The 12,401-nt window shown below is 66.8% G+C and carries 13 protein-coding genes; 12 read left to right on the forward strand and 1 reads right to left on the reverse strand.

What is annotated here, in order from left to right:
* From RIdsm_RS10255 to RIdsm_RS10300, 10 genes are all read left to right on the forward strand, one after another.
* Positions 1-273 carry a sarcosine oxidase subunit delta gene (locus RIdsm_RS10255; protein WP_057813472.1) on the forward strand — a complete coding sequence of 91 codons (273 nt, stop codon included), beginning with the start codon at positions 1-3 and terminating at the stop codon, positions 271-273.
* Positions 270-3,200 carry a sarcosine oxidase subunit alpha family protein gene (locus tag RIdsm_RS10260; RefSeq protein WP_057813470.1) on the forward strand — a complete coding sequence of 977 codons (2,931 nt, stop codon included), beginning with the start codon at positions 270-272 and terminating at the stop codon, positions 3,198-3,200. The genes RIdsm_RS10255 and RIdsm_RS10260 overlap by 4 nt, the downstream gene beginning before the upstream one ends.
* Positions 3,201-3,210: 10 nt before the next feature.
* Positions 3,211-3,744, forward strand: coding sequence for a sarcosine oxidase subunit gamma (locus tag RIdsm_RS10265; RefSeq protein WP_236553177.1), 534 nt, complete (start codon positions 3,211-3,213; stop codon positions 3,742-3,744).
* Positions 3,745-3,787: 43 nt separating this feature from the next.
* Entirely contained in the window at positions 3,788-4,096 is a 309-nt protein-coding gene (locus tag RIdsm_RS10270; RefSeq protein ID WP_057813465.1) for a hypothetical protein, read from the forward strand.
* Positions 4,097-4,137: 41 nt separating this feature from the next.
* Positions 4,138-6,102, forward strand: a complete 1,965-nt coding sequence (gene dnaG / locus RIdsm_RS10275) for a DNA primase (protein ID WP_057813463.1) — start codon at positions 4,138-4,140, stop codon at positions 6,100-6,102.
* A gap of 112 nt (positions 6,103-6,214) precedes the next feature.
* Entirely contained in the window at positions 6,215-8,215 is a 2,001-nt protein-coding gene (gene rpoD / locus RIdsm_RS10280) for an RNA polymerase sigma factor RpoD (RefSeq protein ID WP_057813461.1), read from the forward strand.
* A 131-nt stretch (positions 8,216-8,346) separates the two neighbouring features.
* Positions 8,347-8,730 (forward strand): hypothetical protein, encoded by a 384-nt coding sequence (locus tag RIdsm_RS10285; RefSeq protein WP_057813458.1) that lies wholly within the window; start codon positions 8,347-8,349, stop codon positions 8,728-8,730.
* Positions 8,731-8,879: 149 nt separating this feature from the next.
* Entirely contained in the window at positions 8,880-9,191 is a 312-nt protein-coding gene (locus RIdsm_RS10290) for an HlyU family transcriptional regulator (RefSeq protein WP_244955857.1), read from the forward strand.
* Between the two features lie 81 nt (positions 9,192-9,272).
* The gene (locus tag RIdsm_RS10295; RefSeq protein ID WP_057813454.1) at positions 9,273-9,731 is read left to right on the forward strand and encodes a thiol-disulfide oxidoreductase DCC family protein; all 459 of its coding nucleotides are present in this window, start codon (positions 9,273-9,275) and stop codon (positions 9,729-9,731) included.
* The gene (locus tag RIdsm_RS10300; protein WP_057813452.1) at positions 9,728-10,327 is read left to right on the forward strand and encodes a DUF4166 domain-containing protein; all 600 of its coding nucleotides are present in this window, start codon (positions 9,728-9,730) and stop codon (positions 10,325-10,327) included. The genes RIdsm_RS10295 and RIdsm_RS10300 overlap by 4 nt, the downstream gene beginning before the upstream one ends.
* Here the strand turns inward: RIdsm_RS10300 and RIdsm_RS10305 are convergent.
* Positions 10,269-11,222: an AEC family transporter gene (locus tag RIdsm_RS10305; protein ID WP_236553176.1), complete on the reverse strand. Its 954-nt coding sequence runs from the start codon at positions 11,220-11,222 to the stop codon at positions 10,269-10,271. The two genes, RIdsm_RS10300 and RIdsm_RS10305, sit on opposite strands and share 59 nt — an antisense overlap.
* Positions 11,223-11,339: 117 nt before the next feature.
* Here RIdsm_RS10305 and RIdsm_RS10310 point away from each other — a divergent pair, with 117 nt between their 5' ends.
* Entirely contained in the window at positions 11,340-11,828 is a 489-nt protein-coding gene (locus tag RIdsm_RS10310; protein WP_057813449.1) for a hypothetical protein, read from the forward strand.
* A gap of 5 nt (positions 11,829-11,833) precedes the next feature.
* Positions 11,834-12,259 carry a secondary thiamine-phosphate synthase enzyme YjbQ gene (locus tag RIdsm_RS10315; RefSeq protein ID WP_057814330.1) on the forward strand — a complete coding sequence of 142 codons (426 nt, stop codon included), beginning with the start codon at positions 11,834-11,836 and terminating at the stop codon, positions 12,257-12,259.
* The last annotated feature ends 142 nt before the right edge of the window (positions 12,260-12,401 follow it).

The following is a 12,401-nucleotide window of genomic DNA, read 5'->3' on the forward strand; positions in this document are numbered from 1 at the left end:
ATGCGGATCAATTGCCCCAATTGCGGAGAGCGCGACCGGCGCGAGTTCTATTATGTCGGCGATGCCGTGGCGATGGACCGCCCGGCGCCGGAGGCGGGCGAGGCCGCGTGGGACGATTACGTGCATAACCGGGACAACCCGGCCGGCGTGACGCGCGACCTGTGGTATCACGAAAGCGGGTGTTCGGCGTGGCTGGTGGTGACGCGGGATACGCGGACGCATGCGATCGAGAAGGTGGAATTGGCGCAGGCCATCAAGGAGGCGGGCGCATGAGGGTTGCGGGCGAGGGGCTGATCAACCGCAGGCGGCGGGTGGAGTTTTCCTTTGACGGGCGCAGCTACCAGGGGGTCGAGGGGGATACGCTGGCCTCGGCACTGCTGGCCAACGATATCCGGCTGATCGGGCGATCGTTCAAGTATCACCGGCCGAGGGGGCTGCTGACCGCCGGAAGCGAGGAGCCAAACGGCCTTGTGACCACGGGCCGCGGTGCGGGGCAGGAGCCCAACATGCGCGCCACGATGGTGGAGCTGTTCGACGGGTTGCAGGCGCGGAGCCAGAACAACTGGCCGTCGCTGGATTTCGACCTGATGTCGGTGAACGATCTGGCGGCGCCCTTCCTGGGGGCGGGGTTCTATTACAAGACCTTCATGTGGCCGCCGAAATTCTGGGAGAAGGTCTATGAGCCGGTCATTCGGCGGGCGGCGGGCCTCGGCGCGCTGTCGATGGAGGCCAATGCCGACAAGTACGAGAAGGCCTGGGCGCATTGCGATCTGCTGGTGATCGGGGCGGGGCCGGCCGGTTTGATGGCGGCGTTGACGGCGGCGCGGGCCGGGGTCGACGTGGTGCTGGCCGAGGAGGATGTGCGCACGGGCGGGCGGCTCAATGCCGAGACGTTCGAGGTGGATGGTGTGCCCGGGCGCGTGTGGGCCGAGGAGGTGACGCGGGAGCTGGCGGCGATGGAGAATGTGCGCCTGCTGACGCGGACCACGGTGACCGGGGCCTATGATCATGGCACCTACGGCGCGCTGGAGCGGCTGTCGCCGGCGGAGGCGGCGAAGAAGGGCGCGCCGAGGGAGTGTTTCTGGCGGATCGTGGCGAAGCGGGCGGTGCTGGCCGCCGGCGCGCTGGAGCGGCCGATCGCGTTTCAGAACAATGACCGGCCGGGGATCATGAACGCCAGTGCCGTGCGGGCCTATGTGAACCGCTGGTGCGTGAGCCCGGGGCAGAGCGTGGCGGTCTTTGGCAACAACGACGATGCGCACCGGACGGCGGCGGATCTGCTGGAGGCGGGGGTGCATGTGAGCGCGCTGGTGGATGCGCGGCATGATGCGGTGAGCGATCTGGACGTGCCGTTCTACGCGGGGGCACAGGTGTGCAACAGCGAGGGGCGGCGCGGGCTGGAGGCGATCTCGATTGCCCGCGCCTCGGGGATCGAGAAGGTGAAGGCCGAGGGGCTGGCGGTGTCGGGCGGGTGGAACCCGACGGTGCACCTGACCTGTCACATGAACGGGCGGCCGGTGTGGAATTCGGAGATTGCGGCGTTTGTACCTCAGGCCGGGGCCGTGCCGGGGCTGGTGACGGCGGGGGCCTGCGAGGGGGTGTTCTCGACGCGCGGCTGCCTTGAGGCGGGCGTTCGGGTGGCCTCGGCGGTGCTGGAGGATCTGGGGGTGAAGGTGCCCAAGGTCGATGTGCCGGGGGCCGAGGATAGCGCTTACGACATCAGCCCGCTCTGGGCCGTGCCGGGGAAGGGCCGGGCGTGGCTGGATTTCCAGAACGACGTGACCGTGAAGGACGTGAAGCAGGCCGCGACGGAGAATTTCCGCTCGGTCGAGCATATGAAGCGCTACACCACGCAGGGCATGGCGACGGACCAGGGGAAGAATTCGAACGTCGCGGCGCTGGCGGTGCTGGCGGATGTGACGGGTCGGGGGATTCCCGAGACTGGGACGACGACGTTCCGGCCGCCTTACGTGCCCGTCTCCATCGCCGCGCTGGGCGCGGGCGGGCAGGGCAAGGGGTTCGCGCCGCAGCGCTTCACCACCTCCCATGCCGCGAGCGTGGAACGCGGGGCGCCGATGATCGAGGCGGGGCTGTGGTATCGGCCGAGCTATTTCCCGCAAAAGGGCGAGCGCACGTGGCGGCAATCCTGCGACCGGGAGGTCGGGATGGTGCGCGAGCATGTGGGGGTGTCGGATGTCTCGACCCTTGGCAAGATCGACATCCAGGGGCCGGATGCCGGGGCGTTTCTGGATTTCGTCTATACCAACCTGTTCTCGACCCTGAAGGTGGGGCGGGTGCGGTACGGGCTGATGCTGCGCGAAGACGGGCACGTGATGGATGACGGCACGACCGCGCGGCTGGGGGAAAACCATTACCTGATGACCACCACCACCGCCGCGGCGGGGGAAGTGATGCGGCACCTGGAATTCGTGCAGCAATGTCTGCGCCCGGAGATGGACGTGCGGTTCGTGTCGGTGACGGAGCAATGGGCGCAGTTTGCCGTGGCCGGGCCGAAATCGCGGGAGCTGCTGAACGGGCTGCTGGACGCGGCGATTGATGACGAGGCGTGGCCGTTCATGTCCTGCGGGGAGGTTTCCGTCGGGGGCGTGAAAGGGCGGCTGTTCCGGATCTCCTTCTCGGGCGAGCATGCCTACGAGGTGGCAGTGCCGGCGCGGTATGGCGCGTCGCTGTTCAGTGAGTTGGTGACCCGGGCCGAGGCGCTGGAGGGCGGGCCTTACGGGATGGAGGCGCTGAACGTTCTCCGGATCGAGAAGGGGTTCATCACCCATGCCGAGATTCATGGGCGCACCACGGCGTTCGATATCGGGATGGCAAGGATGGTGAGCCAGAAGAAGGATTGCATCGGGAAGACGATGGCGGCGCGGGATGGTTTGATGGACGAGACCCGCGAGCAGCTTGTCGGGCTGAAACCGGTGGGTGCCGTGAAGCAGCTGGTGGCCGGCGCGCATCTCTTCAACGAGGGGGACGAGGCCGTGCGCACCAAGGATCAGGGCTATATCACCTCGGTGGCGTTTTCGCCGACCTTCGGGCATGTCATGGCGCTGGGGTTCCTCAAGAACGGCCGGGCGCGGGTGGGCGACCGCATCCGTATGGTCGAGCATCTGAAGGGGGTGCAGACGGTCTGTGAGGTGATCGACCCGGTGCAGTTCGACCCAGAGGGAGGGCGTGTGCGTGGTTGAGTTGACGGCAATGACCCCGCTTGACGGGATGGCGCCGGTGGCGATCGGCAAGGTGACGTTGAGCGAGGTGGATCTCGGGCGCCTGACGACGGTGGCGCCGGACAAGGGCCGCGATGGCAAGCTGGGCGAGGCGCTGAAGGCGGCGCACGGGATGGCGTGGCCGGGGCCGAACCGGGCGACGGGGAAACAGGGCGCGCGGGCCATCTGGTTCGGGCAGCGGATGGCGCTGCTGGCGGGGCCGGAAGCGGACACGACGCTGGCCGAGCATGCCGCGATGACCGATCAGTCGGATGCCTGGGTGGCGGTGACGCTGGAGGGTGAACAGGCGGCCGAGGTTCTGGCTCGGGTCACGCCCATCGACCTGCGGCCGCAGGTCTTCAAGCGGGGGCATACGGCGCGGACCGAGCTGCAGCACATGATGGCGTCGATCACGAAGACGGCTGACGACACGTTCCTGATCCTCGTCTTCCGGTCCTTCGCCGACACGCTGCTGCATGATCTCAGGGCCGCCATGGAAGGGGTTGCGGCGCGGGGCCGGCCCTGACACTCTGGACCGCGTTTGTTGATTGCGGATGAGGCGGCTGCCCATGCCCCGGTTTCTGATGGCCCTTTTGCTGTGCTGCGCGCTGCCCGTGGCGGCGCCCGCGCAGGGCTTGGGCAAGGAGAATTGCAGCGCGACGAAACAGATCCTGTCGGTCGCCATCAAGGGCCGCAAGGCCGGGCTGACGGCGCGCTCGCTCAAGTCGCAGCTGACCACGGGGCGCGCGGCGGTGGCCGAGAGATACCGCCCCACGGTGGCGACGCTGGTCGATCTTGTCTTCACGCTCGACCAGGCCAGCCTGACCGAGAAGACCGCGACGGATTACGAAACCGAATGTCTCAACTATAAGCCGTGAGCGCCCTTGGCCCCGCCGCCGGATTGCCCCATATTCAGGGGATGAGCCTGCCCCCCGGATTCCTTGACGAGCTGAGAACGCGCACCTCGCTGTCGCAGGTGGTGGGCCGCAAGGTCATGTGGGACAATCGCAAGTCGAACCAGGGCAAGGGCGACATGTGGGCGCCGTGCCCGTTCCACCACGAGAAGACGGCCAGTTTCCACGTCGATGACCGGAAGGGATATTACTACTGCTTCGGCTGCCACGCGAAGGGCGACGCCATCAGTTTCGTGCGCGAAACCGAGAATGTCGATTTCATGGAGGCGGTGAAGATCCTGGCGCAGGAGGCCGGGATGACCGTGCCCGAGCGCGACCCGCAAGCCCAGCAGAAGGCCGACCGGCGGACCGAACTGATCGAGGTGATGGAGATGGCGGTGCGCCATTTCCGGATGTCGCTCAGCACCGGGGCCGGGGCGACGGCGCGGGAGTATCTTGTCGGGCGGGGCCTGAAGGAGGACGCGCTCGAGCGCTTCGAGATCGGCTTTGCGCCCGATGGCTGGCAGGGGTTGTGGGATCACCTGACCGGCAAGGGGGTGGAGCCGCAGAAGATCCTCGATTGCGGGCTGGCGAAGGCGTCGCAGCGGGGCGGCAAACCCTATGACACGTTCCGCAACCGCATCATGTTTCCCATTCGCGACGTGCGGGGGCGGTGTATCGCCTTTGGCGGGCGGGCGATGGACCCCGACGACAACGCGAAATACCTGAACTCGCCCGAGACCGAGCTCTTCGACAAGTCGCATACGCTCTATAACCACGCGCCTGCGCGCGAGGCGGCGGGCAAGGGCCAGCCGCTGATCGTGGCGGAAGGGTATATGGACGTGATTGCGCTGTCCGAGGCGGGGTTCGAGGCGGCGGTGGCGCCGCTCGGCACGGCGGTGACCGAGCATCAGCTGCAACTCCTGTGGCGGATTGCCGACGAGCCGATCGTGGCGCTGGATGGCGACACGGCGGGCCTGCGGGCGGCCTACCGGGTGATCGACCTGGCGCTGCCGCTGCTGGAGGCGGGCAAGTCGTTGCGGTTCGCCCTGATGCCCGAGGGGCAGGACCCCGACGACCTGTTGCGCCGCGAGGGGGCCGGGGCCGTGCAGGGCGTGCTCGATGCCGCGATGCCGATGGTCACGTTGCTGTGGCAGCGCGAAACCGAGGGTCGGCAGTATGACAGTCCCGAGCGGCGGGCCGCGCTCGACAAGGCGCTGCGCGAGAAGATCCAGTTGATCAAGGACCCCTCGATTCGCCACCATTACGGGCAGGCGGTGAAGGACCTGCGCTGGCAGCTGTTCAACCCGCGCAACACTCAGCCGGGCGGGCAGGGCCAGAGGCGCGGCGGCGGCAAGGGCAAGTGGACGCCCATCGCGCCGGTGCGGGCCGAGACCAAGAGCTCGCTTCTGGTGACCTCGGACGAGAAAGCCTATGGCGCGCTGCGCGAGGCGGTGATCCTGGCCGTGCTGATCCTGACGCCCGAGGTGATGGAGGAGTTCGAGAGCCGGATCGAGGATCTGCCCTGTACCGGGCCGGACCATGCTCGCCTGCGTGACCTGCTGCTGCGCCATGGCGACACCGGGGCCGAGAGCCTGAGGGAATATATTGCCGCGGAAATGGGGCCCGAGGCCGTTGAAAACCTGTGCCGCCGACCCCATGTCGCGCTCATCCCCGCGGTGCGTCGGCCCGGTGACCAGGACCTGGCCCGGCAGACCGTGAAGGAGGAGCTTGAGAAACTCGATGCCGCCCGCGGACTGGAACAGGAAATCAGCGAGGCGACCGAGGATATCGGCGGGATGGCCGGAGAGTTCATGACCCACCGGCTCAAGGCGGCCGCGCAGGCGCGCGAAAGCGCGACGCGCAGCGTGCAGGAGGATCAGACCGAGTATGAAATAGGGGCCAACGGCGCCCCGATCAGCCGGTCGGAAAAAGAGGCGTTTGACGCATTATTGGAGACCATGGGGTTTCCGAAGAATCACGATGAGTGACTTTTGGGCACGAATCAGTAAAGAAATCAGGGTAAAGGGTTTGCGAATCAGCAGATCGCGCTATTGATTCGGGTTATCCGCGAATCACCCGCCCACTGTTCAGGAGACGTTCATGGCCGCCAAGGACAACGACGACCAGAAGCCCGAAGATCAGGAGGCCGAAATCTCGCTCGACATGAGCCAGGCCGCGGTCAAGAAGATGATCGCCGAGGCGCGCGAGAAAGGTTTCATCACCTACGATCAGCTCAACAAGGTCCTGCCGCCCGACCAGGTCGGCAGCGAGCAGATCGAGGATGTCATGTCGATGCTCTCCGAGATGGGCATCAACATCATCGAGGATGAAGAGGCCGAGGAAGAAGAGCAGAAATCGACCGCCGTCGCCGAGATCGGCCGCAAGGGCGAGCTGACGCTGGGCTCGGGCAAGGAAGAGAAGCTCGACCGCACCGACGACCCGGTGCGCATGTACCTGCGCGAGATGGGCTCTGTCGAACTGCTGAGCCGCGAGGGCGAGATCGCCATCGCCAAGCGGATCGAGGCGGGCCGGAACACGATGATCGCGGGGCTTTGCGAAAGCCCGCTGACCTTCCAGGCCATCACCATCTGGCGCGACGAGCTTCTGGGCGAAGACATTCTTCTGCGCGACGTGATCGACCTCGAGACCACCTTCTCGGGCCAGATGGGCGACGAGGAAAGCGAGTCGATGGTCGAGGCCGCGAACCTCGCCTCGGCGCCCACGGGCGGCGAGAAGAAGAAGGAGGAAAGCTCGGAGCCCGAGCTTGATGCCGACGGCAACCCGATTTCGCGCGAGGATGACGGGGACGACGAAGAGGACGATCAGGCCAACATGAGCCTTGCGGCGATGGAAGCCGCGCTCAAGCCGCGTGTCCTCGAGACGCTGGACCGGATCGCCAACGATTACGAGAAACTGTCCGAGATGCAGGACAGCCGGATTTCGGCGACCCTGAACGAGGACGGCTCGTTCAGCCAGGCGCAGGAGGACACCTACCAGACGCTGCGCTCGGAAATCGTCCAGCTGGTGAACTCGCTGCACCTGCACAACAACCGTATCGAGGCGCTGATCGACCAGCTGTACGGCATCAACCGCCGGATCATGCAGATCGACAGTGCCATGGTGAAGCTGGCCGACCAGGCCCGCATCAACCGCAAGGAATTCGTCGACGAGTATCGCGGCCGCGAGCTTGACCCGAACTGGCTCGAGGACATGGCGGCCAAGTCGGGCCGTGGCTGGCAGGCCTTCATGGAACGCTCGCCCGGCAAGGTGGCAGAGCTGCGCGCCGACATGGCGCAGGTGGGCCAGTATGTGGGCCTCGACATCAGCGAATTCCGCCGGATCGTCCAGCAGGTGCAGAAGGGTGAGAAGGAAGCCCGCAACGCCAAGAAGGAAATGGTCGAGGCGAACCTGCGGCTGGTGATCTCGATCGCCAAGAAATACACCAACCGCGGGCTGCAGTTCCTCGACCTCATCCAGGAGGGGAACATCGGCCTGATGAAGGCGGTCGACAAGTTCGAATACCGCCGCGGCTACAAGTTCTCGACCTATGCAACGTGGTGGATCCGGCAGGCGATCACCCGCTCGATCGCCGACCAGGCGCGCACCATCCGTATCCCGGTGCACATGATCGAGACGATCAACAAGCTGGTCCGCACCGGCCGCCAGATGCTGCACGAAATCGGCCGGGAGCCCACGCCGGAAGAGCTGGCCGAGAAGCTGCAGATGCCGCTCGAGAAGGTCCGCAAGGTGATGAAGATCGCCAAGGAGCCGATTTCCCTCGAAACGCCCATCGGCGACGAGGAAGACAGCCAGCTCGGCGATTTCATCGAGGACAAGAACGTCATCCTGCCGCTGGATTCGGCCATTCAGGACAACCTGAAGGAAACCACGACACGGGTGCTGTCCTCGCTCACCCCGCGCGAGGAACGGGTCCTGCGGATGCGCTTCGGTATCGGCATGAACACCGACCACACGCTCGAGGAGGTGGGCCAGCAGTTCAGCGTGACCCGCGAGCGGATCCGCCAGATCGAGGCCAAGGCGCTGCGCAAGCTGAAGCACCCGAGCCGGTCACGAAAGCTGCGGTCGTTCCTGGATCAGTGAGCGGGCGACACAGCCGGATATGGATAGAGCGGGCCGTCGGCAGACGGCCCGTTTTGCGTTCAGGGCCGGCGGCTTCTGGGAACGGGGAGGGACGAGAGTTTGTTTGAGATGGACCACGGCGGGGCGCCGCGATGATCGAATATCGGTTCTACATCCATGATTTCGACGGTGATGCGAAGGAGGTTGCAGAGTTCCTGGGCTTCCCCGATGCACGCCACGCGAACCGAGGCGAGCGCAATTCGGAGAAGGTCATACCCCGACGGAACAGCGTGATCTTCTCGGTCGATGACCCGACGGGACAGGACGCAAGCCGCCTGACAGCCTTTGCGAAGGGCGTGACGAACAGGCGCGAAAAACTGAGAGGCTTGGGAGGCGGGACGACATACAAGCTCGCGCTGATCCTCACCGGGTACGGGGCCGAGTATGACGTGCACGTCACCATTCCAACCGAGATTACCAAGATAGCCTGCGAGCTTGGCTGTGAGATCGACGTCTTTGTCTCGAGCGTGGATTGATCCGGCGGACCGGTTTTGAAGGCTTTCCGGTAAGACCCGGAAACCGTCACGACGGAACGGCCGCAAATTCGCCCCCGACCTTGACACCACCCGCCCCCGCGCCCACCCTTTGACAGGTCCGGCGCCTGTCCGGGCCTGTGCTGCAACGAATGGAAAGGCTGCCCATGTCGCTCTTGTCACGTCTCTTCGGGTCCGGCTCCGGGTCGGAGAAGGGCTCTGCGCCTCAGCACGAGCCGGTCACGTACGAGGGCTTCACCATCCATCCCGAGCCGATCAAGGAAGGCGGCACCTATCGCGTGGCCGCGCGGATCGAGAAGGAAGTGGAGGGCGAGATGCGCTCGCACCAACTGATCCGGGCCGACATGGTGAGCGACCCAGATCAGGCGGCGACGGAATCGACGCGCAAGGCGCAGCGGCTGATCGACGAGCGGGGCGACAAACTGTTCGACCGGCCCCGGTGACGTAGGGTGGGTGCCAACCCACCGCGCCTGACATAACGCCCCATTGCGCCCGCGCCGCGCCCGGCGTCTACTGCGCGGGACATGGCCAGAGACCTCTCAGACCTTCCCCAGGACCTGCGCGACCGGATCGCGGGGCAGGATCTTGTCGTCTTCGACGGGGAATGCGTGCTCTGCTCGGGGTTCTTCCGCTTCATGCTGGCCCATGACCGGGCCGGGCGGTTCCGGTTCGCCACGGCCCAGTCGCCGCTTGGCACCGAGCTTTACACCGCGCTGGGGCTGTCGACGGAGGAGTACGAGACCAACCTCGTGATCGTGGGCGGCCGGATTTACGAGAAGCTCGATGCCTTTGCCGCGGCGATGCGGGCGATCGGCTGGCCATGGCGGGGGCTGTCGGCGGTGCGCGTGTTGCCGGCGTGGCTCAAGACGCCCGCCTATACCGCCATCGCGCGCAACCGGTATCGCCTTTTCGGGCGGTACGAGACCTGCATGATGCCCGATGCCGCGGTCAGGGCGCGGTTCCTGCAAGGGGGCTGGGGATGAGCGGTGATCCGTTCGACGCGGCGATCGCGGCCAGGGGGCTGGCGGTGGCCCCGGCGGTGCGGGCGTTCCACGCGGGCGAGGGGGTCTATGAAGGCCGGGCCGAGATCACCCGGGGGCGGCACGTGTTGGTGCGGCTGGGGCTGTGGCTGGCGGGGATGCCGCCCGAGGGGCGGGATGTGCCGGTGCGCGTGCGCGTGACGGGAGACCGAGACGGCTCGGTCTGGCGGCGTGATTTCGGCGGGCACGTGACGGTGTCGCGCCTGCGCCATGACCGGTCGAGCGGGCATGTCGAGGAACGGTTCGGCCCGGTGCGCCTGGCGCTGTCGGTGACGGTCGAGGGCGGGGCGCTTGTCGTGGGCGTGGCCGGCATGTCGGTGCTGGGCGTGCCGGTGCCCAAGGGGCTGCGGCCGGTGAGCGAGACGCGGGAGTTCGAGGACGAGGACGGGCGGTTCCGCTTCGATGTGGGCGCCCGCATCCCGTGGCTCGGGCCGGTGATCCGCTACGAGGGGTGGCTTGAGCCCGCGCCTCAGGCGCGGGTCAGCGGTTCGCCAGCCATTCCGCCACGGTCATCCAGATCGGCAGGGTCGCCGCGCTGAGGATGGTGGTCTGGGCGATGAGCGTGGCCGCGAGCTTGCGGTCGGCGCCGAAGCCCGCCGCCAGCACATGCGCGGCCGAGGCCGTGGGCAGGGCCGCGAAGACCACCAGCACCGGCACGATGGGGGCGGAGGAGCCGAGCGCCAGCGCGATCAGCGTGACGGTCAGGGGCAGGATCACGAGTTTCGTCGTCACCAGCACCCCGGTGAACCGGTCGAGCCGCCCCAGCGCCCGCCAGTTGAGTGTGGCCCCGATGGAGATGAGGGCGACCGGGATGGCAGCCTCGGCCAGAAGCGTCACCGGGGCCAGCACCGGCTGGGGGATCTTCAGCCCGGTGAGCCCCACCGCCACGCCCGCAAGGCTGGCCAGCAGGAACGGGTTGAGCGCCACCCGGCGCAGCATCGCCCCCGCCGTCAGCCCGGTGCCGCGCGACAGTGCCGAGACGGCGAAGATGTTGGCCAGCGGGATGCCGAGGCCGATGGTGACCGAGTACATGCCGATATCGGCCGAGGGCAGGGCCTGCACCAGCACGAAGCCCAATGCCGTGTTGAACCGCCATGCCGCCTGCCAGCAGCCGGCGAAGTCGAGGAATTTTTCCGGACCAAACGGTCGGGCGAGCCAGCCGAGCGCCAGCCCCAGAGCCAGCACCGACCAGACCAGCGGACCCACCAGCAACAGGCTAGCCGGCTCGATGGGCCGGGAGGCCGCGGCGGTGAAGATCAGCGCCGGGAAGAGGATCTCGAAATTCAGCCGGTCGAGACCGGCCCAGGCGTTCTCGCTCAGCCGGTTGCGCACCAGCCCGCCCAGCAGGACAAGCAGGATGACGGGCAGAAGGCCGGTGACGAGGATGGGCAGCATGGGGCGACGGGTCCGGGCGCGGGGGTTCGGCCCCGTCATGCCCTCTGGCGGCGGCCGGGTAAAGCCCTGCCGGCCGCCCGTGTCATGAGCGTTGCCGGGTGCGGCGCCGATGGCGTATGTCTTGACGTGTCAGTCATTTCATCGCCGGAGCCTCCGATGCGTCTTGTTTCCCTTGTTGTCTGCCTTGCCCTTTCGCCCCTTGCCGCCACGGCCCAGGCGGCCTGCAACGGCGTGCCGCTCTTCCATTGCCAGGCCGGCAGCAAGAGCATCGACCTGTGCCTGGTGGGCGACGTGGCGGTCTATCGCTTCGGGCCCTCGGGCCGGGCCGCCGAGCTGGTGCTGGAGCGGCATGTCACCGACGTGGCCCTGCAGCCGTGGAACGGCGTCGGCCGCTACCTGTGGGAGGAGGTGACGCTGTTCAACAGCGGCTATTCCTATGCGCTGAGCTACAGCGTCGACCGGCTGGCGCAGGGCGAGCCGCAGGTGACCGGCGGGGTGATCGTGGCGCAGGGCAACCGCACGCTGGCCGAGGTGCAATGCACCCCCGGCACGGTGCGCGCGCATGATTTCTACCCGATCTTCGAGCGGAAGGAGGCCAACGGCCAGTGCTGGAACCTCGAAACCTTCGAATGGCAGCGCTGCTGACCGCGATGCAGACCAGTTTCGGGATAGAGACGCGCGGGCAGGGGCTTTACGAGTTCACGGGGCAGGTGGATGCCTGGTTGCGGGACAGGAAGGCCGGCGACGGTCTTCTGACGCTCTTCATCCGCCATACCTCGGCCAGCCTGCTGATCCAGGAGAATGCCGACCCGGATGTGCAGCGCGACCTGCAGGCCTATTTCAGTCGGCTGGTGCCGCCGTCGGACGACCCCTCGATGCGCTACCTGCGGCACACGATGGAAGGGCCCGACGACATGCCCGCCCATATCAAGGCGGCGATGATGCCGGTGAGCCTGACCATTCCGGTCAGCGGCGGGCGGATGGTTCTGGGCACGTGGCAGGGGCTCTACGTCTTCGAGCACCGCGACCGGCCGCATCTGCGGAAGGTGGCGGCGCACCTGGCTGTGTCGGCCTAGCCCGGCGGCGCCGGATTTCGCATCGCCGCATCAAAATTCGTTGCGGGATTCCAGAAAAGGAATAAAAGCGAATCAGGGCAACATCGCCCGTATCGGCCGTGGCGCGACCCGCGCCCGGTAACAGTCGAAAGGACTATAAAAT

Source organism: Roseovarius indicus (genome assembly GCF_008728195.1).
Lineage (GTDB): Bacteria > Pseudomonadota > Alphaproteobacteria > Rhodobacterales > Rhodobacteraceae > Roseovarius > Roseovarius indicus.